This window comes from Sporosarcina sp. JAI121, from assembly GCF_013408665.1.
Taxonomy (GTDB): Bacteria; Bacillota; Bacilli; order Bacillales_A; family Planococcaceae; genus Sporosarcina.
On the sequence record NZ_JACCCL010000001.1, the window covers coordinates 852815 to 877370 of the forward strand.

Below are 24556 nucleotides of genomic sequence, written 5' to 3' on the forward strand. Positions count from 1 at the left end.
TGCATATGGTTTCGATTTTCATTACAGCTTTTATTGTAGGCGGTCTCATTTGTGTAGTTGGACAGTTGTTGTTCGACGTTGCAAAATTGACCCCTGCGCATACATTATGTATTTTGGTCGTCGCGGGTTCAGTATTGGATGGTTTAGGTCTGTATGAGCCGTTCATCGACTTTGCCGGCGCCGGTGCAACTATTCCGATTACTTCGTTCGGCAATGCCTTAACACACGGTGCAATGGCAGAAGCCGAAAAGCATGGTTTGATAGGTGTAGTTACGGGAATGTTCGAGGTGACCAGTTCTGGAATCAGTTCGGCTATCCTGTTCGGATTTATTGCATCTCTCATTTTTAAATCGAAAGGAAAGGTTAAATAGTGATTAGCCCTCTACCTTTTTCTTCTGTCTGCATAGGATAGGAAGAAGGGAAGGGGGTATTTTCATGTTTGGATGCAATCCTTATGGAGGCGGATACGGTGGATGCGGCGGCTATGAGCCCGAAAAATGCGGCGGAAACTACGGCGGCTCTACATTTGTTCTAATTGTTGTTCTCTTCATCTTGCTCATTATTGTGGGCCGCAGTTTTTGTGTATAAGAAGGGGGGGATATTAGATGAATGATTCATTTTTCCGGAAAATCGAATCAAAAACGGGAGTTCCGATGGAAGAAGTGTTTGCATTGGCAAATGCAATCCAATATGCAGATTTCAATGACGAGCGTCAAGTAAGGAAAATCATACGGAAAGTCGGAAAACTTGCGAAAAAAGATGTGCCGCAACAAACAGAGGATGAGCTTGTCAATTCTATCATCAAGAACGGAAAAGCTGTCAATATTAAAGATATTCAAGATATGCTTGGCAGGCAATAAAATAATTTTGCAGAAAAGTAGAATAATAGGTTTAACTTTACAAGGAAACGGATATACTACTAAAAACCAATGAAACGGGGTGTTTACAATGGGCTATATATTACCGATTCAACCAATCCAATCGCAAATGTACGCAAATCGATTGAATATGGAGTTCAATGATTTCGCCCATATCGATCGGGTCAGTAAAGTGAAATTAGATCCGGATTTTTCGGAAGAGCTGGATGAATCTAACCAGCAGGAACGGGAAATGGAGGAAGATGAGGGAGAGTCCATTGTTAAAGCACCGCCAGCATACCAAGGTTTTGTCTATCCGAATCCTGTTAACCTATCACCCTTAATTTCTCAAGTGGTCGGAAAAGGATTATCGGTAAATGTATATATCTAACCGATTAATATGAAAAGGTTCGCATTGCTAGTAAAAAGCAATGCGAACCTTTTTTAGTCGTTCATTTTTTTTTCCATCGCACGATGCGGAATGTCTGCATCCATAAATTCCGGCGATGTAATGACATATCCTAATTTTTCATAGAACGGAACCGCATAAGATTGTGCATTCAAAATGATTTTTTTCATGCCTGATGCTGATGCATGCTCTTCAAGTGCATGCATAACGAGATTTCCCAGGTGCTTACCCCTGTATTCCCCCAACACGCAGACCCGTTCGACTTTTCCGATTCCATCATTGGTTTCCCTGATTCGACCTGCACCGATCGGAGTTTCAGAAGAATAAACGACAAAATGCGTTGCAGTTTTATCTAAATGATCCAACTCAAGATTGAGCGGTACACCCTGTTCTTCCACGAACACTTTTCTTCTGACGGAAAATGCATCTTCTAGTTCAAGGTCAGTAGTCGCGATTCTTACTTCGAACAAAATTCAGTTATCCTCGTCAAGACGGAAGGTTTCATATACCGTCCATGAACCGTCTTCAAGCTGATACGTAAGGTGCAGGCGGTCTATCATTTCAGTATGATTGACACCGATCATTTTTAGTTGACCGATGATATCGTCGTGTTCACCGGAAGTCAATTTTTGTGCAATCGTCACATGGGGAACGAATGTAAATTCAGGTTCTTTACCCATGAAATTAGAATTCAGGTCTTTGTGCAAAGCAGCCAATTCATCGTTTAGAACAGCCTTGAAATAAATCGTATTCGTGATGGGTGCGAATGTCCCCACTTTCGATACATTCAATTCAAATGGACCGTGTTTTTTCGTTACTTGTCTGATAGCTTTTGCAACTTCTTCGATTTCTTGATCGTTCGCTTCGAATACACTTTTTACCGTTAAATGTGGCGTAATCAGTGCATAATGAGGGTCATATCTTTTCCGATAACCATTCGCTAAGTCTTGAAGTTTTTTTGATGGGAATGCAACAATGCCGTATTTCATAATGAAGACCTCCTAGTAAGAATAATTTGTAAAAGCTTTATATTATTGATTATAGCAGAATACCGGCCATTATGTCCGTTTTGTCTGAATTAATGGCCGAATGCCATTTGGACGGCACGTCGGACATCAGGTTGCCAGTATTTCCATGTGTGATTGCCATTGAATTCTTCATAAAAGGAGAGAAACCCTTTTTTATCTATTAATTCATGCAGCGCCCGATTAGGCGTAAGGAAATCTTGAACGCCGTCAACTTGTGTATTCACTTCGGTTTCGCCTTCTCCGATTACATGATATATGGAGAAACAGGAAGGATCTTTTGCTGCCTCCACCTTTTCAAGTACAAAATCATCAACATAAGGGGAATGAAGAATCACTTTACCGAATATATTAGGATATTTCAATGCGGTTAAAAGGGAAATTGTAGCTGCCAACGAATCCCCGATAAGCGCCCTGCCTGAACCGATCTGATAAGTGGGGTAATTGGCATCAATATATGGAACAAGTTCATGGGCGAGAAAACGAGTATACGCTTCGCGTCGGTCGCCTTCCGGATGATACAGACGCCTGCGTTCCTTGACACTCTTATAAGGGACCCCGACGGTAATGACGTTTTCAATCTCTTCTTCTTCAATGAATTCGTCAATGACCCGACCAATCCGTCCGAACTGGAAATAATCCTTTCCATCGGACGCGATGAGGACCGAGTATTTATAAAGAGGGGAATAGTTATGCGGCAAGTGGACAAGCAACTGCATATCCTCACCGAGTTCCTTACTATAGATTGTTATATCCTCTATCGTTCCGTTCTTCATAAATGGAGCCTCCTCAAATTGCGTGTATATTGAAATTGTATCATATCGGCCAGGTTAGGTATAATGGTTGCATAACACTTATATATTAAATATAAAAGGGGTTGGATGGAAATGCATGATGATACAAAGGTTATTCCTTCACAAGTGGTGACAGAAGCGACAAAAGCGGCTCTGCTGCGACGCGGGGTAACGCTTGAAGCTATTGCGGAGATCGTTTATGAAATGCAATCTCCCTATAATAAAGGTCTTACATTGGAGCACTGTATCGAATCCATTGAAGGTGTCCTCCGTAAACGGGAACTGCAGCATGCGATCCTTGTAGGAATAGAGCTTGATGAGCTTGCAGAGCAAGGAAAACTTTCCACTCCATTACAAGAAATTGTGGAATCTGACGAAGGGTTGTTCGGTGTGGATGAAACAATTGCACTCGGTGCTGTATTTACATATGGTTCCATCGCAGTAACGACATTCGGCCATCTCGATAAAAATAAAACCGGAATCATTAAAGAATTGGATACAGTAAAAGGAAAAGCGATTCATACGTTCCTTGATGATCTCGTCGCCAGTATTGCAGCATGTGCATCTTCAAGAATTGCGCATAGAACGCGTGATCTCCAAGAAATGGGTGAAACATTCGAAGATATTACCCCGGATGAAACAATGCCAGAAACGAAAGTGAAGGGCGCAAAAATATAATAGGTAATTAAGAGCAGTCAAAGGAATTAGTCTTTTGACTGTTTTTTTGACGTCTAATTTCAGAATAAAGGGAGTAATAAATACAGTAAACGCTTCCAAGAATCTGATTAATTTTTATATTGTTGACACAAAGTCGAATTATCGTGGTAAGATATATTTGAGGTTTTGGAGAAATATCACAATAGGGGAGGAAATTAGATGAAGAAAAAACCATTACGTTTATTTGTATTCATAATGATGATTGCATTACTAGTACTTTCAGCATGTAATTCAGGCGAATCAAATGAAACGGAAAAAGAGACCGGTGCAGAGAAAGAGACAGACACTGGTAAAAGTAAAGATGATTACAAGTTTCTAAGTATTTTAACAGGCGGGACGCAAGGGACTTATTATCCTCTGGGGGGATCGTTTGCCGACTATATCACGGATGCGACTGGCGTAAAAACAACAGCCGAGGTTTCACAAGCATCGGCTGCAAACATGACAGCCCTTCAAGACGGAGAAGCTGATATCGCTTTCGTTCAGACAGATATCGCTTATTATGCTTCAAAAGGTGAGCTTATGTTTGATGGAGAAGTCATCGATAATGTCTCGGCAATCGGCGCACTTTATCCTGAAACTGTTCAATTGATCACACTAGAAAAGAACGGTATTAAAACATACGAAGATTTGAAAGGCAAGAAAGTTTCCGTTGGTGCACCAGGTTCTGGTACGTATGCCAATGCGGAACAACTCCTAGAAATCCATGGACTGACAATGGATGATATCAAGCCGCAAAGTCTTGATTTCGGCGAATCACAAGAAAGCCTACAGGCCGGTCAAATCGACGCCGCATTCATCACAGCCGGTACACCTACAGGAGCGGTTGAAGGATTGAACGCAGTCGCATCAGTATTTGTTGTTCCTGTTGAGGATGCAAAAGCAGATGAATTGATCGCAAAGTATCCGTACTACGCGAAAGAAATCATTCCTGCAGGCACATATGGAATAGCAACTGAAACACCAGCGGTATCTGTTGGCGCGATGCTTGTTATCCAAAATGAAGTTCCTGAGGATTTAGGTTATGAAATTACAAAAGCAATCTATGACAATGCGTCAAAACTTCAACATGCAAAAGGTAAACTGATCAAAGCTGAAAAAGGTCTTGATGGAATCGGAATTCCAGTTCACCCAGGCGCACAGAAGTATTTTGACGAAGTAATCAAAAAGTAATCTATGATGTAGGCGGGGCGGTGAAGCGTGAAGCTTCAGCCGTCCCAATTTCTTTAAATACTAAGAAAGGAAGAGGCGGATGAATCGGAAAAAAATGGTTCCGCTAATTCTTTTTTTTATTTTTTTAGTTGTATTTGCCTTTTTCATTCCGGTAAACACGTCTTTTACTTTCACAGAACATCGAGTAGAAAATCCGAAAACATTTTACATGCCTTTAAATAGCGAAAACAAATTTCAAATCAGGTACGTTCATTCCATTCATTTGACGGAAGTCATTGAATCATATGAAGTAACAGCTGATCAAGAAATACGGCTATTATCGATGCAATATGAAAATATGGCTATCGGTTTACCAGGGTACGCTGAAGAAGGAGAAACCTTCTCATTGCAAGATGGCGTGTATACGCTTACATATGATGATAAAGTTATCGATTCATTCGTCATGCTGATTGGCGATGTAGATGCAGAATTAGCGTTTGTTTATCGGGATGAAGAACTAAATTTAAAAAAACAGTTGGTAAGAGGGAAATCCTACACATTCCGTGTTGCGAAGCTATCCCTTTATCAGATGCTGAAAGGAGTTACTATAGATGGATAAAGAGTCCAAGCGGATTGACAAACCAGAATTAAATCCGCAAACAGAAGATTTTAAGATGCTATCGGATGAAGAACAACTGGAGATTTTACAAAAGTATGATCCGGAATCAAATACTAGGAATGTCAGTGGTATTTTCAAAAAAATCGTGTTCTTCGTATTACTGGCATTTTCAATCTTTCAATTATATACGGCGATTGGAACACCTTTCACCGCCTATATCCAACGATCCATTCACTTAGGATTCGCGTTGTCGCTTATCTTTATATTATTTCCCGCGAGGAAAAAACCCGGCGTTAAACGAAATAAAGTACCTTTCTATGATGTGATTTTATCGCTTCTCGCTATAGGGGTCGGATTATACTGGCCGCTCTTTATTGATGATCTTGTTTTACGGGTGGGACGTGTTTCGACACTTGACATGATTGTCGGAGTTTTAGCTATCATTTTAACGATGGAAGCGGCAAGACGGGCGGTCGGACTGCCGATTACAATTATCTCGACGACATTTTTGGTCTATGCATTTTTCGGACCCTATTTCCCGGGTTTCTTAGCGCACCGGGGGCAAGATTTGAAAAGTATCGTGCAGCTGATGTTTTTCACGACAGATGGAATTTTAGGCACACCAATTAGTGTATCTGCAACATTCATCTTCGTTTTCCTATTATTCGGAGCGTTCCTCGTCAAGACAGGTGTCGGTGCATACTTCAACGATCTTGCAGTTGTACTGGCGGGGCGTTTGGTCGGGGGGCCGGCTAAGGTTGCTATTTTCTCGAGTGCTCTGCAAGGAACGATTTCGGGAAGTTCAGTTGCCAATGTCGTCGGGTCAGGTTCATATACAATCCCGATGATGAAAAAACTCGGCTATAAAAAAGAATTTGCCGGTGGTGTTGAAGCTGCTGCGTCGACTGGTGGGCAAATTATGCCACCGATTATGGGGGCAGCCGCATTCCTTATGGTTGAATTCATAGGAGGAGTAACGTACTGGCAAATTGCTAAAGCCGCAGCGATTCCAGCTCTTTTATACTTTACGGGTGTATGGATCATGACGCACTTTGAAGCGAAGCGCGTTGGTCTGAAAGGAATGACTGAAGACCAAATTCCTGATCGTAAAAAAACATTGAAAAAAATCTATCTGTTATTGCCGATTATCGGTATTATCGTCTTCTTATTAATCGGTATTCCGACAATGAAAGCAGCGCTGTTAGGAATCGTTCTAACAATTATTGTTAGCTCGTTCGACAAATCAACGCGTCTCGGATTTAAAGACATGATTGAAGCGCTCGTTGACGGGGCACGTACAGCACTTGGTGTTGCAGCGGCGACAGCATGTGCCGGGATCATCGTTGGTGTTGTTGTCAAGACAGGGCTAGGTCTTAGCCTTGCCACTGGATTGATTTCAGCTGCTGGAGGGAACATTTTCCTAACATTGTTCTTTACAATGTTAGCTGCAATCGTTTTGGGTATGGGGTCGCCGACAACAGCGAACTATGTTATCACTTCAACAATCGCTGCTCCTGCGATTATCACGCTTCTTATGCTTGATACTCCAAACGCGGCAGTTCCATTAGTCGTTGCTATTTCAGCCCATCTATTCGTCTTCTATTTTGGTATTATCGCAGATATTACACCGCCTGTTGCCCTTGCAGCATTCGCGGCAGCTGGTATCTCAGGCGGGGATCCCATTAAAACAGGAGTCGTCTCGGCGAAACTTGCAGTTGCGGCATTTATCATTCCATACATGTTCGTATTCAATCCAGCGATGCTTATGATGGGGGCTTCTATCCCGGAAATTGTATGGGTCGTCGCAACCGCGATTATTGGTATGATTGCAATCGGCGCAGGGATGATTGGCTACTGGTATAGGAAATGTAATTGGATTGAGCGGATACTCGCTTTGGGCACTGGACTGCTTCTTATTTATCCAGAAACCATCACCGACATTATCGGACTGTTTATGTTCGGTTCAATGGTTGTAATCCAGTGGGTTACACGTGAGAAAAATAAGGACGACAAGAAAGTCGCTGTAACTTCATAAAAGAATGAGAAAAAACCTTCACTACTTGTGGTGAAGGTTTTTTGTCTACTAAATTAAAGGGGAAAATCTGGCGAGGAGCGGAAACGTGCGAAGACATAGTGAATAACATAGTAATACAGGCTATATCTAACATAAGTGTTACTAGGCCTGAGAATCATATGATAAAGGAGGTATCAAAATGGATGCAGATAAACTAAAACAGTTCGTAGCATTATTCGGGGGATGGTTGTCAGCTTTACTCTTATATTTGGGAACGCTCAATGTCAAATTCGAATGGTTTGACCAGAACTCGATAACGGCGCTTGAAACCTTTCTAATGGCTTCAATTCCGTTCGCCATCGCATTATACGGTGTATATAAAAATAGCTACCGGTTAAGCAAAAAAGCGAAGATGCAAGAGGAGACTTTAAAGAAAAATGGATTAAAGTAATTAGGGGTAGTATGGATTTTAGATAGTCAGATATATGATTAGCAGTGCTAAAATACCATCGGAATGCAAGTGGAATATTGAATGCAATAAGTCCATATTTAATTAGCTGAATTCTTATTTTGAATGAAAAAGACAAGTAATGGCCCGATTAAATTGGCGGCTGATTGTTTAGTAAATACCCGGTCTACCTACTATTTTATAAAATGAAGTGAGCGATAAATCATCCGCTACAGTTTGTATATCAGTTATGATGAAGCCGTTATTTAAATAAAAGTTTACAGCAGGTGTATTTTCAGAACCCGTCGAGACAGTCATTGCAGTGCAGTTTTCATCGAGGGTTTCAATGAATCTCACCAACTTCTTGGCAATCCCTTTTCTAAAATGTTCGGGATGAACCATTAACCGATGTATATCAATCACTTCGTTTTCAACCTTCACAGATATCGCTCCGCATAACCCATCATTTATAAAATACCCATAAAAAGATTCTCCACATTGCTGTAAAGATTCGATGGTATCGTTTAATGGGGGTATATCAAAAAAGTTAATAAGCTTCGCCTCAACAAGGTATGAGGGGATTTGAACCTTTACTATCTCTTTTGCGACCGTAGGATCTTTAATGTCGATTTTTTTAATCAAAAAGGTGCACCCCCAATTCCTTTATAATATAAAAAAAGACCTTTATATACAAGGTTTTCTGACATTCTATATCATTATGTTCCGCATGATTTATCAGGAAACGCAGTGTACAGGGTGAAAGAAGTTGAACTCAAGAAGGTGGACAAGCCGAGCGATGGATTGTGGAAGCAGGTCATTATATGGCATGATGCAAATCCAACACGTTTTGAGGTTTATAAGAAAAGAAAAAATTCAGTCCCTTGTATAGGGACTGAATTAATTTAATTACTCAAGTCTTGTGTGCCTGGACTATGTTCATTCGGCATGTCAGGCATTAGAGGAACTGGAAAACCAGCAGGTGGAGGAGTTACTTTAAGTTCACCATCATTTCTACTAGGAGACTGTCCTTGGTAAATCTCCGCGATTCTAGTCGGGTCTAATCTGAAATTAAATTGGGCGTTATGATAACCTAATTCTACATATTTTCTACATTCTGGGTACTTGTTTATGTCGTAATTTGGTATCGGGAAAAGTTTACCCCAATTTACACCTAAAGTCTCCAACGCTTTGGCAAAAGCATTCTGGTGCGCATTATCTCGTACGATGAGAAAAGCAAGCGTTTCTCTAAACGTTTTATTTGAACTCATTTCGTAAATACGTGTCTTTTGAAGTACACCAGTTGATTCCAGTATCAAATTGTCAAGTAAATCAGCTACGAGGTTTCCATGTGAATATACCCAAGAGCCGTTCCAAGGGTTACCAGAAGCGTCTACAGGCAAAGAAGCTTGCGCGCCAATAATATAATGATGCGGGTTTGCGTGCCTAATTGCATCATCAAGAGGAGCATGATCGACACCTGCATTTCCTGGAACAGCAGACTCTCCAGAATCATTTAATAACTGGTTAATTGTATTTTGCACGAGTTCAACATGTGCGATTTCTTCTAGGAAAACACCGCGAAGTAAATCTCGATATTGAGTATCTTTTCCCCTGAAATTGGAACTTTGAAAAAAGTACTGCATCATAGTTCTCATTTCGCCATAATGGCCACCTAGAATTTCTTGCAACACTCTTGCGGCTTCTGGATCTGGTTTATCAGGGGTAATTATATTAATTAATTCTTCTTTGTAGTAATACAAATAAATTCAATCCTTTCTAAATTATGTTATAAAGATTAGAGTGTGCAGGATGATGAAAATTATTCGTTTAAAAAGATTGTGCCGTAGTAAACTTAGATGTCTATTGGGAAAACCAAGGACATTGATTCAGCTTAACGGCTGTTTATCAACGTTGTTCGTATGAAAGTATGGATTTGGTTTCGTATATTACAGAATAACTAGAGAAAAGCATTAATGGAAAGGCGATGTTACATTCTTCACGACGGGCAAAAGAAATTTGTTTTCAGCGTCTAATGAATACTTTTTATGATATGGGAAACATTAACGCTAGTAGACGAAGAATGGAGGGATTAGGATGAAGCAAAAACATGCTTTTGCGCTTATGTCAGTTATTTTATCAGCAGGCTTTTTATTCGGCTGTAACGGTGTTGACGAAGATGAGCCGGATCCATCTGAAGAACCTTCAGAGCAGCGAGAAGATAATAGTCAATAATCCCCTTTATTAAAACAGTATTCATGTAAAAAACACCGTTCAAAAATGAATGGTGTTTTTTATTTTGCGCTCAGCATGGATATAGTCTATAAGGGGCAAGTCCCGAACTGTGTAAGCAGAAGTAACACTTATTCGGAGGTTTCTTTATTGATGTTATAGAAATATCCTACTTCAGAAGATGTAATAGCGGAGTGTGTTATGGAATTTTGTCCAAGACGATTGAGTCTATGGGCGTTGGATAAGGCAAAAAAATTAATAGATTCCGCGTTTCGAAACCCATTTCAAAAAGTGATGTATCACAGTCACTTAATCAATCTTCAAATGTATAAAGAAATGCTTTTCCAGTACTAAGTACACCTTTCAGAGTTGGAAATTCGTATAGTGGCCTTTGCAAATAAATTGGATGATAACAAGATTGTCCAATCGATTCCAGGAATCGGAGAAAAAATCGCTGCAACGATAATATCTGAGATTGGTGGAATCGATCGGTTTAGTCATCCGAAAAAACTGGTTGCCTTTACAGGAGTAAATTCCAGTGTTCACTCATCAGGATAGTTTTCTACCACAAACAATCGTATTACTAAACGAGGTTCAAGTAGATTACGCAATACTTTGTATCTTGCCGTATTGTGCGATATCAGAAGAAAAGATTGCCAGAGTAGCGATAGTAGCCAAGGTGTCTTTTCTAGTTTTTTAAATTACTAGGTCAGTTCGTGGTTTACATTTTTTTATAGTCAAAGTTTACGAGTGAACATTTTCTTTTAATAGTGCTTTCACTAGTTTTTTGTTACGCATTTTGAAGACGTCATTATGAGAAGAAACCATCGCTACGCTATCGGCATCTGGTTCAATGTACTGTTTTGCTTTATTCACGGCATTCGCAGCATCTTGAAATGTACCTGCAATCAGATTGAGTTTTGCTTCATGCTTTAAGATATCGCCTGCAGCAAATATGCCTGGAACAGATGTTTCACTGTTTACGCTGCCATCTATAAAAGAACCGTCCGCTAATTCAATTCGTACTGGACTGTTCTCAAGTAAGGCAATATCACGTTCGTAGCCATGGTTAATGATAATTTCATCCACCACTATGTACTGTTTTTCACCGGTTGTGGCATGTGTTACTTCAACCGTTTCAATCCTTGAATTGTCTCTAGAAGCAATTAGTTTTGTAATGGAGTTATGGAACATACAAATGGCATTGCTTTCAAATAGTTTTGCAACTTGTGCTTCATGACCAGTGAAATCGCCTTTTCGGTAAACGACAATTACTTGTTTCGCAATGGGGGCAAGTTCGTTAGCCCAGTCAATAGCTGAATTTCCACCGCCAGAAATCACAACGGTTTTGTCTTTAAAGTGCATAAGGGATTTAATTGTGTAGTTCAAATTACTTACCTCAAATCGGTCAGCCCCTTCAATTTGCAGTTTTTGAGGGGTCAGGATACCGCTGCCAATGGCGACGATAATCGTTTTGGACAAATGGTATTCATTCGTATCGGAAAGTAATTCGAATAATCTATCCTCTCGCTGATGAATAGCATTCACTTTTGTATTCAATACGACTGTAGGCTGGAAGGTCAGTCCCTGTTCGACTAGTTTATCAATTAGCAACGCTCCAGGAAGAGGGGGGTGTCCGCCTACATCCCATATCATCTTTTCAGGATAGACATGAATCTTCCCACCCAGATGAGGTTGGAATTCAATGATTTTTGTTTTTAACCCACGTAAACCGCTATAAAAACCGGCGTATAACCCCGCAGGACCTCCGCCAATAATCGTTACATCATACTCTTCTATCTGTTTCATTTCATTTCAATCCTTCCTCAACATTCATTTTATGTTTTTTATCCTAAGGTTATTGACAGGTTTAGATTTCAGCACTATAGTTGGATTATAAATGACATTGATAATCATTATCAAGTGTTTTGAATGAAAGTAGAGGGGAGGCAGCAAATGGTTAGGCTTCACGCGAAAGACTTGCAAATCCAGTACGGTGAGCGAACGATTGTTGAAAACTTGTCTGTTTCCATTCCAGATGAAAAAATTACCGTCATCATTGGATCTAATGGTTGTGGCAAATCAACCTTGTTGAAAGCTTTAACTCGTATTATTCCTCATCAAAAGGGCTCTATTGTTCTCGATGGTGAAAATATAGTAAAAGAGCCGACAAAACAGTTGGCACAAAAAATGGCAGTATTGCCACAGACGCCCGAGAGTGCAGGGGCACTGACGGTGGGGGAGCTCGTTTCTTACGGTCGATTTCCACATCAGAACCGGTTCGGTCGTTTGGGAAAAAAAGATTTGGAGATTATCGATTGGGCACTTGACGTGACAGGGACTAGATTTTTCAAGTCGCATCCTGTGGACTCACTCTCGGGTGGACAACGCCAACGTGTATGGATTGCGATGGCACTTGCACAGGAAACCGACATGATATTCTTGGACGAACCGACTACCTATCTCGACATGGCACATCAACTCGAAATCCTGGAACTACTGCAACAGCTGAACGCAACAGAGAAACGAACGATTGTCATGGTACTACACGATTTAAACCACGCAGCGCGTTTCGCAGATTACATCATTGGCATGAAGTTCGGACAAATCGTAAAATCCGGACCTTGTGAAGAAATCATTACGAAGCCTGTCTTACGCGAGCTGTTTCAAATTGATGCAGAGCTGGGCGTCGATCCACGAACAGGAAAACCTATCTGCATTACCTATAATTTAGTCAGAGGAGAATGAAAGTAAATGAAAAAGAATTCTTTAGTAGTCATAGCTATACTTGTGATGTTTGTTTTAGCAGCATGCGGAGGTTCGAAAGAAGAAAGTACATCAGCGGATAAGGAAGAAAAGGAATCCGAACCAACAACAATTACATATGAATCCGAAAGCGGACCAGTAGAAGTACCAGCAGATCCACAACGAGTACTTGTACTATCTTCATTTGCTGGTAACGTAATGGCGCTTGATGTCTCTTTGGTTGGAGTTGACTCTTGGTCAAAAATGAATCCTCGTTTCGCAGATAAGCTGGCAGGCGTAGAAGAAGTAACTGACGAAAACCTAGAAAAAATCATTGAATTGGATCCGGACTTAATTGTGGGTCTATCGAATATTAAAAATGTTGAGAAACTGAAAGAGATTGCCCCTACCGTTACATTTACATACGGGGCAGTTGATTATTTAACTCAACATGTTGAAATCGGTAAATTGCTGAATAAAGAAAAAGAAGCGCAGGCTTGGGTAGACGACTTTAAAACCCGCACACAACAATTAGGTGATGACGTCAAAGCGGAAATCGGCGAAGATGCGACCGTCACGGTAATCGAAAGTTTTGATAAGCAATTATATGTATTCGGCGACAATTGGGGCCGTGGCACAGAAATTCTATACCAGGAAATGGGTCTGAAAATGCCGGAAAAAGTGAAAGAAATGGCTCTTTCCGATGGTTACTACGCATTATCGGCTGAAGTATTACCTGAATTTACGGGGGATTACCTCATTTTCAGCAAGCATAAAGATGCCGACAATTCATTCGAAGAAACTGAAACGTTCAAAAATATCCCTGCAGTCAAAAACAACCAGTTATACACAGTGGATGCGATGGAGTTTTATTTCAATGATCCATTGACACTTGACTATCAGTTGGAATTCTTCAAGGAATCCTTCTTGGGGAACTAAATCATGTTAAATTACTGGCTTCAACAAATTCCTTATTCAATCAAAATTGGGATGAGCTTGATTCTGTTAATCGTTAGCTTCGGCATGGCTTTAGTATTCGGGGCAGCTGATACGAGTGTTAGAGATGTCTTGACTGCCATACTCTCAACTGCACCGAGTGACCAAGCCATAATGTTACGGGAAATACGTTTTCCACGAGAAGTAGCCGCTGCCCTAGTAGGTGCGGCTCTTGCCGTTTCAGGTGCCATTATTCAGGGCATGACGAGAAACCCACTAGCCGATCCTGGTTTGCTTGGATTGACTGCCGGAGCAAATGCAGCCTTGGCGATTACCGTGGCATTTTGGCCATCGGTAAATTATTTTGGCGTGATGATGACCTGTTTTGTTGGGGCTGCGGCAGGTGCAATCCTCGTGTTTGGTTTCAGTTCATTTCATCCGGAAGGATTCACGACGCTTCGGATTGTGCTGGCAGGAGCAACCATCTCAGCTTTTCTGTATGCCATCGCTGAAGGCGTGGGCATCTATTTCAAAATCTCCCAGCAGGTTTCCATGTGGACTGCGGGAGGCATGATCGGCACGACATGGAATCAAGTATTGCTGATTGCACCGATTGTGTTTATCGGTGTCATAATCTCTATGATGTGTGCACGCCAACTGACCATTCTATCGCTAAGTGAAGAAATGGCAGTGGGTCTCGGACAACGAGTTCGATTGATCAAATCTATTTTGTTTGTACTCGTCATAATCTTGACAGGTGCATCAGTAGCACTTGTCGGCAACCTGGCCTTTTTCGGTTTGATGGTGCCCCATATCGTGAGGGCGATTGTCGGAACCGATTATCGATTTGTACTCCCGATGTCGGCTATTCTGGGGGCGACATTCATGTTGCTGGCTGATACAGTTGCCCGTTCCATCAATGCCCCATATGAAACGCCAGTTGCCGCTGTGGTAGCCATAATGGGCTTGCCTTTCTTCCTGTACATTGTGAGAAAAGGAGGGCAAAGCTTCTCATGATTGAAAAATCGACTATTCGTAAACAACGGATACTGCTGATCGTGTTTGTTCTATTAATAATGGCAACTGCCGTAATCGGTCTAGGGCTTGGCTATTCATCCGTTTCATACGACCGTATTCTTCCGACGCTACTTGGGGAAGGGGAATTCAAGGAAGAGTTCGTGCTGTTTTCCGTCCGTCTGCCTCGCATCGTCATTACGCTACTGGCAGGCATGGCCCTTGCTTTGTCAGGTGCCTTGCTCCAAGGGATTACACGAAATGAATTGGCGGATCCAGGGATTATCGGGATTAACTCAGGTGCTGGCGTGGCAGTTGCAATTTTCTTTTTGTACTTTCCTACAGAGGCGGGGACATTCATTTACGCCTTGCCATTTGTCGCCTTCCTCGGTGCTTTACTGACGGCTGCAATTATCTATGTGTTTTCCTACAGCAGAAATGGGGGCATGCAACCGGTCCGTCTTGTATTGGTGGGCGTCGGCATGTCCATGGCGTTGTCAGGTGCCATGATTGTGATGATTTCGTCTGCAGACCGTGTCAAAGTTGATTTCATCGCTCGTTGGTTGGCTGGGGATATATGGGGCACGGACTGGCCATTTGTCCTGGCGATATTGCCGTGGCTGATTGTGCTTGTGCCGTTTGCTTTATTGAAAGCGAACCGATTGAACATTCTTGGGTTAGGTGAACCAGTCGCTATTGGAGTCGGTCTGTCGGTCCAAAAAGAACGCATCGTTCTGACGTTGGCAGCTGTCGCACTTGCCGCATCATCCGTTTCGGTAACTGGTGGAATCTCATTCATTGGGTTGATGGCACCACATATCGCACGAACACTCATCGGACCCCGGCATCAGTTATTCCTCCCACTTTGCTTGCTTCTCGGTGGGTGGCTATTACTAATAGCGGATACGATTGGGCGAAACATCGTCGAACCAAATGGACTTCCAGCAGGTGTCATGGTGGCATTGATCGGAGCACCTTATTTTATATTTTTATTAACAAGAAAGTAGAGATTGACATCAATCTTTTAAAATACAAGTCGAGGAGAACTGAGCATGAAGAAAAAGTTATTGTTTTCACTAATCCTGGTCCTGCTGATGGTGGTCAGCGCATGCGGCAACAATTCCGGCGCGCCTGTGCAAGATACTGATCGTTCAATTGCAACAAATGACGAATCGGAAACAATCACTTATCCATCCGAGAACGGTCCAGTTGAGGTTCCCTCAAATCCAAAGCGAATCGTTGCCTTGACAAATGCACCGAATGTGCTCGCACTTGACGGAACACTGGTCGGGGTTGACCAGTGGACGAATGCGAATCCTTTATTCACCGATAAATTGGAAGGAATAGAAGTCGTGTCAGAAGATGAATTGGAAAAAATCATCGAGCTGGAACCAGATTTGATCATAGCAGGTACAGAGATGAAAAATCTTGACAAGTTAGGCCAAATTGCACCTACCGTAGCATTTACTTGGGGCAAGCTTGACTATTTGGCGCAGCAACTCGAGATAGGAAAGCTGCTGAACAAAGTAACAGAAACGCAAGCGTGGATCGATGATTTCAAGCAACGCGCGGAAGCTACCGGCAAGGAAATAAAAGCGAAATATGGCGAAAACATTACTGTAAGCGTATTCGAAACTGATTCAAAAAGCTTCTATGTTTTCGGCAACAATTGGGCGAGAGGTACGGAAATCCTCTATCAAGCCATGGGGTTGAACATGCCGGAGAAAGTCAAACAGGATGCGTTGGGACCGGGATTCTATATACTTTCGCAAGAAGTTATTCCTGAATATGCGGGAGATTTTGTTGTTCTTAGCAGGACGGCTGGTGATAACTCGTATACGGAGACTAAAACTTGGAGCGAAATCCCTGCTGTGAAAAGCAAGAATATCATTGAAATCGATACAAAAGCTTCTACCTACAGCGATCCTATAACAATTGAATATTTGTTTGATATCTACAAGGAAGGATTCCTTGGCAAGATGTAAAGTTCAAATGGAAGGTTCACATTCCTAGGAGATGAGCGAATCAGATTAATCATTATGGTTACCAAATAAAAAAATCTTCAACTAGCGGATGCTTAGCTAAACTAGAACCGGCTGCCTATACTGGGCAGCTTTTTTTATGAAGTACTTCATAGTCCGGAGAAGGAGAAAAAATGAAATGAATAATTTTGTGACTTCCGGTACTGTTTCTACTGTCGATGTTAAGTGCGTTCAAATTTTCAATTAATTTTTGAATGCATAGATTCTTAGCGCATATACCTAAGAGTGGCTATACACTTACGCACTGAAAACTAAGAGTTTGAAACGTCAAATCCCGATTCCTGAATTAGTACGAATAGGAGAACTATGCAGGATCCGCGAAATGTGATCCGAGTCATGAAGCGCATTATAAAAGAGGCTAATGTGGTAGCAATCCGATTTCATGATATGCGGGACACATATGCTTCCATCCTTTTATCAGAAGGAGTCGATATCGTTAAAATATCAGCTCGACTTGGACATGCGAATCCTGAAATCGTGTTAGGGCTTTATGCCCATCTGTTGCCTAATTCACATAGTGACGTTGCTGATATATTTCACAATGCTATTCGAAATCATACGAATGGTCAGCAACAACAGCGGCGGACAAATGGCGGACAGTAGGTAGGTAAAAAATCCAATGAAAAAAAGACCTCCAAGCACAAGGCCTGAAAGTCTTTTTATGGAGAAACCTCTGTTCCTAAAGGTTTCCTGCGGGTTTGGCACCCAATGGTCCCGACTGGGCTCGAACCAGCGACCCCTACCTTGTCGAGGTAGTGCTCTCCCAGCTGAGCTACGGAACCGGGAATGTAATTGGTGCATCTGCTTACTGCACAAGTTCTATTATAGCGGGTCTGAAATAGAAGTCAACACTTTTTGTGAAAGTTTTTCGGAAAGAGTATAATAGACAGCAGAACTATGTAGATAGGGGTGCTTCTAATCGATATTCAGCTTTCGTTGCCGTTCGTTTATGACTTCGATAGTGCAATTGAGCGGTTGGCGGGGGATCCAGTGAATTCGGTGGATCTGGCCAAGCGCACGGTACGTTTTCCGATGTTGGAAGGGAATATTGTCACACTTCAAAGTATCGGTACGACTAGGCAACCGTCTTTCATTATAGAAGATGCTACTGATGAATTTCAAATTAAAGAAATTAAGTCCATTTTCCACTTCGATAAACCGCTTGACGAAATCGGAACTCATTTTACTGGAACGGATCTTGAACCGTTGTTTTTGAAATATGTAGGGACTCCTCTTATAAAAGAGTTTTCATTATATGGCACGCTGATGAAAAGTGTCATTCATCAGCAACTCAATCTGTCATTCGCGCATACGTTGACAAAACGTTTTGTGGAAACGTTCGGGGATGAAACGGAAGGTGTTTGGCGTTATCCTGCACCGGAGCACATAGCATCACTAAACGTCCCAACACTTCGTGAATTGCAGTTCAGCACACGAAAGGCTGAATATGTCATCTCTCTCTCGCAAGCGATTGCAGAGGGCGCGCTGGATCTTGAGCGATTCCAATCGTTGGAAGATGTAGAAGTGGTGACGGAACTTGTTGCGTATCGCGGAGTTGGTCCATGGACTGCGCAAAACTTTCTGATGTTCGGCCTGGGACGTCCGAATTTATTCCCGATAGCGGATATCGGTTTGCAAAACGCACTGAAAAAGTTGTGGGGAATGGACCGAAAACCGACGAAAGATGAAATGCTTGTCCGTTTTCCGGATTGGTCGCCTTACCTAAGTTATGCGGCACTCTATCTGTGGCACAGCATCGAATGAACGCCGTTTGCCGGAGCGTAAACAACTTTACCAAAACACCAACTGACACTTCGGACAAACCAAACAAGGTTCACTAAAAATCGCTGACCCCAAAAACAAAAACAGCTTTTCCATAGTGCTTCGTGGAAAAGCTGTTTTAAGGTCCGCTGGAAATTGGTATCGTTATCAGGTTGGCTAAAAGCAATATCAGTGTGTTTGCTCCAGCATCTGTTGCTCCTCATCGAAATAAAGGAAATTTTCTTCTTCAAGTTCAGATAGACGGTCTTTATTAATCCCTAATGAAAGATTACCTTCAAAGATTGTTTCCCACCAAATATCAGTTGTTGTCATGTCCATTTCCTCCTTTTGATTCTTTGTTATTTGAACATCTTATTCCCGCTAATGTTACAATACGAAACATCAATGGCTAAAAAGGAATCATAAGGCCTATCAATTTTATTTATAAAACAATTCAATAAAAAGGAGCTGTTTCAATGGGGAAAACTACATTTGCCATTATCGGTACTGGAATCGTCGGCGAACGGATCATCAATCAATTACGGCCTATATGCGGCATCCTCTTATGAAGAAGTACTTGAGTTGAAACCAGACTGGATTTACATTGGAACCCCGCCTGTATCGCATGCCGCACTAAGTGTGAAAGCGATTACAAAAGGATTGAATGTCCTTTGTGAAAAACCCCTTGCGCATGACGCGAAGGACGGCTCAGTCATGGCTTCAGTCGCTATGGACAGCGATGTTCTAACGGCTATGCATTTTCCTTTATTATATAGTCCTTCCGTCAGACATATGATGGAACTTGTAAAGATGGGACAAATCGGGCAAATCAAGCGAATTGAGCTACAAACTTATTTTCCGCATTGGCCACGTCTATGGCAACAAAACCCGTGGATCGCTTTTCGAGAACAAGGCGGCTTTACACGAGAAGTATTCCCGCATTACCTTCAGCTTATGTACAGGATGTTTGGTCAACTATCGATCACTTCCCACCAAACCGTTTATCCTGAAGATGAAACGCTTGCGGAAACGAGTGTCCTTGCAATCGGAAAAACAGTTGATGACATTCCGGTCTTCTTGAATGGTATTTCCGAGATTGGTCAGCAAGAAGAACTGTCCTATACAGTATATGGAGATGAAGGCGTTCTAAAACTGCGCAATTGGTCGGAACTTAGCATGGCACAAAAAGACAGTCCTTTTGAGATATTGACTTCTTTCAAATCTGTAAAAACCCTTGCAGAAGAATGTATTGCGGCAATCAAAGATGAAGAAGCGTTGCTTGTTTCATTCGACGAGGGACTTGCAATACAAAAGATGATCGATATTTTGTTAACATAATTTTTGCATCCTTCCATTATTCTCTTTAAGATGAAAGCAATAAGGAAGTGGAGGGGATATCATGAACTTTACACCACAAGACGTAGAATCGATGATTGCTTTACAGCGTTCATTTTACTTTTCGGGGGAGACGAGAAGCGCTGCATTCCGTAAAGAAATGCTTTTGAAATTAAAAAATGCGATTGTTGCGAATGAAGAGGCGATTACGGAAGCACTGCATCAAGATCTCCGTAAAAGCTCCTTTGAATCCTATGTGACGGAAATCGGTTTCGTGCTTTCAAGTATTTCCTATATGATAAAACATCTTGAAGGTTGGATGGCGGATGAATCGGTGAAAACGCCTATTCATCTGCAACCGGCAAAAAGCTTCATTGTCCGAGAGCCATATGGGTCCGTGTTGATCATCGGTCCATTTAATTATCCGTTCCAGCTTGTCATGGAACCGTTGATTGGAGCGATTGCTGGGGGTAATTGCGCAATTGTCAAACCATCCGAGACATCTGCCTATACAGCACAACTCATTAAAAAGATATTGACGGAAACATATACACCGGATTATATCCGAGTTGTTGAAGGGGAGCGCGATGAAACATCCGCCCTTATCCACGCATCGTTCGACTATATATTCTTTACGGGAAGTGTGGCAGTCGGGAAAGTCGTTATGAAGGCGGCCGCTGAACGTTTGACTCCGCTTACGCTTGAACTCGGTGGTAAAAGTCCTGCCCTTGTCGACCAGACGGCGGATTTACAAAAAGCGGCTGAACGGATTGTCTGGGGCAAGTTTGTCAATACAGGACAGACATGCGTCGCACCCGATTACGTACTTGTACATCATGCTGTTAAAGAGCGGCTTATCAAAGAAATGCTAATCACAATCCGTAAATTCTACGGAAGGGATAGTTCCAAAAGTCCGGATTATGGCAGGATAGTCAGTGGAAAACAGTTCGATCGCCTTGTTGAAATTATCAACAAAGACCGGGAGCATGTAATTAGCGGTGGTGATTCCGACCGTTCAGAACTTTTCATTGAACCGACACTACTTGATAACGTTTCGTGGAATAGTGCTTCAATGGAAGATGAGATTTTCGGGCCGGTTTTACCGATTTTGACTTATGACAATCTTGGGGAGGCGCTTCATAGAATCCGTCAATTGCCAAAACCGCTAGCGGCATATATGTTCACTGAAAACGGCCAGGCTGCAGATTACTTCATTGAAAACCTGCCGTTCGGCGGGGGATGCATAAATGATACAATCGCCCACGTCGGCAACGTGAATTTACCGTTTGGCGGAGTAGGTTCTTCTGGGATGAGTTCGTATCACGGAAAAGCGAGTTTTGAAACATTCACCCATGCTAAGTCCATGATGAAAAAAAGTACGTCCATCCCGATGTCGATTGCATTTCCGCCCTACGGCAATAAATTGAAAATAGTAAAACCGCTCATCCGATAATAAAGGATGGCGGTTTTCTTTTAATCATGGGAAGAACGGTGACGAAGGATATGAAAAAAAGTATAATGAACGTATTACGGGAATGCACCGTCGACGAATCATCTGTTAGGCACTCCGGTACATCTACTTTATACTGATGTTATATGATTCCGACTGCGAATAGACAGCAAGATTTGCGCGGAAGAAAGGAGAACTGAAATTGACTACTGCATTTGATGAGAAACAGACAATTGGTTTGCTGAAAAAGCTTGTGGAGACGCCTAGTCCATCCGGTTATACCGAAAAAGTGATGAAACTGATTGCGGAGGAACTTGACGACATCGCTGTCCCATACAAAAAGACCAACAAAGGTGCAATCATCGCAACAATTGAAGGCACAGATACAGCGCGCCACCGATTACTCACTGCACATACCGATACGCTCGGAGCAATGGTGAAAGAAATTAAAAGCGATGGTCGTCTGAAGTTGGATATGATCGGCGGTTTCAGATGGAATGCGGTTGAAGGGGAATACTGCCTAATCCATACGGCATCTGGGAAAGAGGTACGCGGAACAATTTTGATGCACCAAACATCGGTCCATGTTTATAAAAATGCCGGGACAGCAGAGCGCAGTGCAGCTAACATTGAGGTGCGCATTGACGAAAAAGTGACTGATGCGAAAGGAACACGGGCACTGGGTATCGAAGTGGGCGATTTCGTGTCATTCGATCCGCGTTTTGAAGTGACGGACAACGGTTTCATCAAGTCGCGTCATCTAGATGATAAAGCGAGTACAGCGTTATTGCTTGGACTGATCCGTTCATTAAAGGATGGAAAAGTTGAACTCCCGCATACGACACATTTCTATATTTCGAACAATGAAGAAATCGGTTATGGCGGTAATTCCAATATTCCAGAGGAGACAGTTGAATACATCGCGGTCGATATGGGAGCGATAGGGGACGGACAAACTTCGGACGAATATACGGTTTCGATTTGTGCGAAAGATTCGAGCGGTCCCTATCATTATGCGCTGACACAACAGTTGACGGGCCTTTGTAAAGAAGGAAACATTCCGTTTAAACTTGATATTTATCCGTTTTATGGGTCGGACGCGTCTGCCGCAATCCGTGCAGGATTTGACGTGAAGCATGCATTATTCGGTCCCGGGATTGAATCGTCACATGCATTGGAACGGACACATACAGATTCACTGAAAGCGTCTGCCCAGTTGCTTCGCGCATACGTTGTTTCTGCCATGATGGAATAAGAGGGGGATAATGATGGATACAGAAAAGTTATTTTCAATTTTGCCTGTTAAACAGGTGACAGGAACACTTCCGCCGACTGTGACGGATATCGCGGTTGATTCGCGCGCGGTGAACGCAGGAGGGGTATTCGTCTGCATCGAAGGATTCACGGTGGATGGCCATAAATTCGTAGAGAAAGCTGTGGATAACGGGGCGAGGGTAATCGTCGCTTCAAAGCCGGTTGATGTTGACCTGGGTAAGGTCGCGGTCGTGATGGTTGAAAATACGTCGAGGGCAATCAGTTTATTGGCACCGCGGTTTTATAATTATCCGTCCAAGCGGATGACGATGGTCGGTGTGACGGGTACGAACGGAAAGACAAGCGTCAGCGGTATCCTGCAAGCGGTACTCCAGGAGGCAGGGGAAAGGTCCGCTGTAACGGGAACGATCGGTTTTGATTTGGATGGAACTCTTTACGAAACCGAGAATACGACGGCGGATGTATTGACGACACAAGGGATGATCGCCCGTGCGGCGGAAGAAGGGTGCGCAACGATGACGATGGAAGTTTCATCACATGGTCTCGTTGAAGGTCGCCTTGCCGGAACGGAATTCGATATCGCCATCTTCACAAACTTAACGCATGATCATCTCGATTACCATGGGACGATGGACAATTATGGCCAGGCGAAAGGACTGTTGTTTTCACAGCTTGGACAAGACTTGGAAAAGCGTAAATTTGCCGTTGTCAATGCAGACGATGAATGGAGCAACAAGCTGCTGGAAATGACTTCTTATCCAGTTCTGACATACGGTATCCGAAATGAAGCGGTCTTTCGTGGATCTGCTATTGAGCTACGGGCGAACGGGACGACGTTCACGCTTACCGCTCCCGGTGGGGATTTCCGTGTCGCCATGAATTTAATCGGCGAATTCAGCGTCTATAATGCGCTCGCTGTCATCGCTGCTTTATATGCGAAAGGGATGGCAATAGAGGATATCATCAACCATCTCGGTAAAATTTCATCCGTCAAAGGCAGAATGGAACAAGTGCCGACTGAATTGCCGATTACAATCTATGTTGATTATGCCCATTCACCGGATGCAATCGAAAAAGCGATTGATGCAGTCCTTCCCTATAAAAAGGAAGGGACTCGTCTGATTTTCGTCATCGGTACCGGCGGAAACCGTGATCGGATAAAACGTCCGATTATGGCCGAGAAAGCATCCGTCGCCGATTACGTCGTCTTAACGACGGATGACCCTCGGGACGAGCCGTATGAGTCGATACTGGCGGAATTGGAAGCTGGCATGAAGCATGATCAATATGCATGCATCGGCGACCGCCAAGATGCGGTCCGTCATGCAATATCGGTCGCAAACCGCGATGACATCATCATATTTGCCGGTAAAGGCCATGAAGATTACCAAATTATCGGATCTGTAAAATATCCGCACTCGGATGCAGACATTGCACTGGAAGAAGCCGAAAAGAAATTCGGTTCTGGCGTAGTTGAAAAATAAATAGAGAAGGGCTGTCCTGATTCCGGGATAGCCCTTTTAGTTACTTGATAAAAATAAGATGGAGAGGCTTATCGTCATGCGTCTGTCGTAGAGTTTCTTGAATCCGTCGTACAGTACTGCGTCTGTCGTATAGTTTTCGGATTCCGTCGTACAGTAAGCGCCGGCTATCGTATAGTTTTCGGATTCCGTCGTACAGTATCGTCTTCGCTTCGCATGTTCCGAGAAAAAAATGTTGAAATCATCCTCTATT

General features: G+C 42.6%; 28 protein-coding genes, 1 tRNA gene and 1 pseudogene. 22 read left to right on the top strand and 8 right to left on the bottom strand.

Annotated features, from left to right (window positions below; genetic code table 11):
• Window positions 1–5: 5 nt before the first annotated feature.
• The 4 genes from spoVAE to HDC33_RS03955 all read left to right on the top strand — a co-directional run bounded on the left by spoVAE (window position 6) and on the right by HDC33_RS03955 (window position 1248).
• Window positions 6–371 carry a stage V sporulation protein AE gene (gene spoVAE, locus HDC33_RS03940; RefSeq protein ID WP_179391200.1) on the top strand — a complete coding sequence of 122 codons (366 nt, stop codon included), beginning with the start codon at window positions 6–8 and terminating at the stop codon, window positions 369–371.
• Between the two features lie 64 nt (window positions 372–435).
• Window positions 436–588, top strand: coding sequence for a YjcZ family sporulation protein (locus tag HDC33_RS03945; RefSeq protein ID WP_179391201.1), 153 nt, complete (start codon window positions 436–438; stop codon window positions 586–588).
• 17 nt (window positions 589–605) lie between these two features.
• A complete protein-coding gene (locus HDC33_RS03950; protein WP_179391202.1) occupies window positions 606–860 on the top strand; it encodes a stage VI sporulation protein F in 255 nt (84 codons plus the stop codon).
• 88 nt (window positions 861–948) lie between these two features.
• Window positions 949–1248 (top strand): hypothetical protein, encoded by a 300-nt coding sequence (locus tag HDC33_RS03955; protein WP_179391203.1) that lies wholly within the window; start codon window positions 949–951, stop codon window positions 1246–1248.
• 53 nt (window positions 1249–1301) lie between these two features.
• Here the strand turns inward: HDC33_RS03955 and HDC33_RS03960 are convergent, their stop codons facing one another.
• The 3 genes from HDC33_RS03960 to HDC33_RS03970 all read right to left on the bottom strand — a co-directional run bounded on the left by HDC33_RS03960 (window position 1302) and on the right by HDC33_RS03970 (window position 3067).
• Entirely contained in the window at window positions 1302–1736 is a 435-nt protein-coding gene (locus HDC33_RS03960) for a GNAT family N-acetyltransferase (RefSeq protein ID WP_179391204.1), read from the bottom strand.
• Window positions 1737–1739: 3 nt separating this feature from the next.
• A complete protein-coding gene (locus tag HDC33_RS03965; RefSeq protein ID WP_179391205.1) occupies window positions 1740–2255 on the bottom strand; it encodes a YjcG family protein in 516 nt (171 codons plus the stop codon).
• Window positions 2256–2344: 89 nt separating this feature from the next.
• On the bottom strand, window positions 2345–3067 hold the full coding sequence (locus HDC33_RS03970) for an esterase family protein (protein WP_179391206.1): 723 nt from the start codon (window positions 3065–3067) through the stop codon (window positions 2345–2347).
• Window positions 3068–3178: 111 nt separating this feature from the next.
• Here HDC33_RS03970 and HDC33_RS03975 point away from each other — a divergent pair, with 111 nt between their 5' ends.
• From HDC33_RS03975 to HDC33_RS03995, 5 genes are all read left to right on the top strand, one after another.
• Entirely contained in the window at window positions 3179–3763 is a 585-nt protein-coding gene (locus tag HDC33_RS03975; RefSeq protein ID WP_179391207.1) for a phosphatidylglycerophosphatase A family protein, read from the top strand.
• A gap of 198 nt (window positions 3764–3961) precedes the next feature.
• Window positions 3962–4975: a TAXI family TRAP transporter solute-binding subunit gene (locus tag HDC33_RS03980; protein WP_179391208.1), complete on the top strand. Its 1014-nt coding sequence runs from the start codon at window positions 3962–3964 to the stop codon at window positions 4973–4975.
• Between the two features lie 79 nt (window positions 4976–5054).
• Complete coding sequence (locus HDC33_RS03985; RefSeq protein WP_255457300.1) at window positions 5055–5573, top strand: DUF1850 domain-containing protein; 519 nt, start codon at window positions 5055–5057, stop codon at window positions 5571–5573.
• Window positions 5574–5628: 55 nt separating this feature from the next.
• Window positions 5629–7608 (top strand): TRAP transporter permease, encoded by a 1980-nt coding sequence (locus HDC33_RS03990; RefSeq protein ID WP_255457364.1) that lies wholly within the window; start codon window positions 5629–5631, stop codon window positions 7606–7608.
• Window positions 7609–7786: 178 nt separating this feature from the next.
• Window positions 7787–8038 (top strand): phage holin, encoded by a 252-nt coding sequence (locus HDC33_RS03995; protein ID WP_179391210.1) that lies wholly within the window; start codon window positions 7787–7789, stop codon window positions 8036–8038.
• Between the two features lie 168 nt (window positions 8039–8206).
• On the opposite strand, the gene HDC33_RS04000 is transcribed toward HDC33_RS03995, so the two are convergent.
• Both HDC33_RS04000 and HDC33_RS04005 read right to left on the bottom strand, forming a co-directional pair.
• Entirely contained in the window at window positions 8207–8677 is a 471-nt protein-coding gene (locus HDC33_RS04000) for a GNAT family N-acetyltransferase (protein WP_179391211.1), read from the bottom strand.
• A gap of 260 nt (window positions 8678–8937) precedes the next feature.
• Complete coding sequence (locus HDC33_RS04005; RefSeq protein WP_179391212.1) at window positions 8938–9795, bottom strand: manganese catalase family protein; 858 nt, start codon at window positions 9793–9795, stop codon at window positions 8938–8940.
• Window positions 9796–10129: 334 nt separating this feature from the next.
• On the opposite strand from HDC33_RS04005, the gene HDC33_RS04010 reads away from it, so the two are divergent.
• Both HDC33_RS04010 and HDC33_RS16885 read left to right on the top strand, forming a co-directional pair.
• On the top strand, window positions 10130–10267 hold the full coding sequence (locus tag HDC33_RS04010; RefSeq protein ID WP_179391213.1) for a hypothetical protein: 138 nt from the start codon (window positions 10130–10132) through the stop codon (window positions 10265–10267).
• A gap of 159 nt (window positions 10268–10426) precedes the next feature.
• Window positions 10427–10909, top strand: a pseudogene (locus tag HDC33_RS16885) (transposase); the annotation flags it as partial.
• A gap of 99 nt (window positions 10910–11008) precedes the next feature.
• On the opposite strand, the gene HDC33_RS04025 reads toward HDC33_RS16885, so the two are convergent.
• Window positions 11009–12073 (bottom strand): NAD(P)/FAD-dependent oxidoreductase, encoded by a 1065-nt coding sequence (locus HDC33_RS04025; protein ID WP_179391215.1) that lies wholly within the window; start codon window positions 12071–12073, stop codon window positions 11009–11011.
• A gap of 147 nt (window positions 12074–12220) precedes the next feature.
• Here HDC33_RS04025 and HDC33_RS04030 point away from each other — a divergent pair, with 147 nt between their 5' ends.
• From HDC33_RS04030 to HDC33_RS04055, 6 genes are all read left to right on the top strand, one after another.
• Entirely contained in the window at window positions 12221–13012 is a 792-nt protein-coding gene (locus tag HDC33_RS04030) for an ABC transporter ATP-binding protein (RefSeq protein WP_179391216.1), read from the top strand.
• A 6-nt stretch (window positions 13013–13018) separates the two neighbouring features.
• Window positions 13019–13948, top strand: a complete 930-nt coding sequence (locus tag HDC33_RS04035; RefSeq protein ID WP_179391217.1) for an iron-hydroxamate ABC transporter substrate-binding protein — start codon at window positions 13019–13021, stop codon at window positions 13946–13948.
• A gap of 3 nt (window positions 13949–13951) precedes the next feature.
• Entirely contained in the window at window positions 13952–14962 is a 1011-nt protein-coding gene (locus HDC33_RS04040) for a FecCD family ABC transporter permease (RefSeq protein ID WP_179391218.1), read from the top strand.
• Window positions 14959–15966, top strand: a complete 1008-nt coding sequence (locus tag HDC33_RS04045; protein ID WP_179391219.1) for a FecCD family ABC transporter permease — start codon at window positions 14959–14961, stop codon at window positions 15964–15966. The genes HDC33_RS04040 and HDC33_RS04045 overlap by 4 nt, the downstream gene beginning before the upstream one ends.
• Window positions 15967–16011: 45 nt before the next feature.
• A complete protein-coding gene (locus tag HDC33_RS04050; protein ID WP_179391220.1) occupies window positions 16012–16944 on the top strand; it encodes an iron-hydroxamate ABC transporter substrate-binding protein in 933 nt (310 codons plus the stop codon).
• 393 nt (window positions 16945–17337) lie between these two features.
• Window positions 17338–17604, top strand: a complete 267-nt coding sequence (locus HDC33_RS04055) for a tyrosine-type recombinase/integrase (RefSeq protein ID WP_179391221.1) — start codon at window positions 17338–17340, stop codon at window positions 17602–17604.
• A 106-nt stretch (window positions 17605–17710) separates the two neighbouring features.
• Here HDC33_RS04055 and HDC33_RS04060 read toward each other — a convergent pair.
• Window positions 17711–17783 (bottom strand) — tRNA-Val (locus tag HDC33_RS04060).
• Between the two features lie 127 nt (window positions 17784–17910).
• Between HDC33_RS04060 and HDC33_RS04065 the strand changes: the two genes are divergently transcribed.
• Window positions 17911–18765, top strand: coding sequence for a DNA-3-methyladenine glycosylase family protein (locus tag HDC33_RS04065; RefSeq protein WP_370457402.1), 855 nt, complete (start codon window positions 17911–17913; stop codon window positions 18763–18765).
• Between the two features lie 186 nt (window positions 18766–18951).
• On the opposite strand, the gene HDC33_RS04070 is transcribed toward HDC33_RS04065, so the two are convergent.
• The gene (locus HDC33_RS04070) at window positions 18952–19095 is read right to left on the bottom strand and encodes a hypothetical protein (RefSeq protein ID WP_179391222.1); all 144 of its coding nucleotides are present in this window, start codon (window positions 19093–19095) and stop codon (window positions 18952–18954) included.
• Window positions 19096–19344: 249 nt separating this feature from the next.
• On the opposite strand from HDC33_RS04070, the gene HDC33_RS04075 reads away from it, so the two are divergent.
• The 4 genes from HDC33_RS04075 to HDC33_RS04090 all read left to right on the top strand — a co-directional run bounded on the left by HDC33_RS04075 (window position 19345) and on the right by HDC33_RS04090 (window position 24306).
• On the top strand, window positions 19345–20100 hold the full coding sequence (locus tag HDC33_RS04075) for a Gfo/Idh/MocA family protein (RefSeq protein ID WP_370457403.1): 756 nt from the start codon (window positions 19345–19347) through the stop codon (window positions 20098–20100).
• Window positions 20101–20161: 61 nt separating this feature from the next.
• Window positions 20162–21550 (top strand): aldehyde dehydrogenase, encoded by a 1389-nt coding sequence (locus HDC33_RS04080; RefSeq protein ID WP_179391223.1) that lies wholly within the window; start codon window positions 20162–20164, stop codon window positions 21548–21550.
• Between the two features lie 199 nt (window positions 21551–21749).
• Entirely contained in the window at window positions 21750–22802 is a 1053-nt protein-coding gene (locus HDC33_RS04085; RefSeq protein WP_179391224.1) for a M42 family metallopeptidase, read from the top strand.
• A gap of 13 nt (window positions 22803–22815) precedes the next feature.
• Window positions 22816–24306: a UDP-N-acetylmuramoyl-L-alanyl-D-glutamate--2,6-diaminopimelate ligase gene (locus HDC33_RS04090; protein WP_179391225.1), complete on the top strand. Its 1491-nt coding sequence runs from the start codon at window positions 22816–22818 to the stop codon at window positions 24304–24306.
• Window positions 24307–24556: the final 250 nt, after the last annotated feature.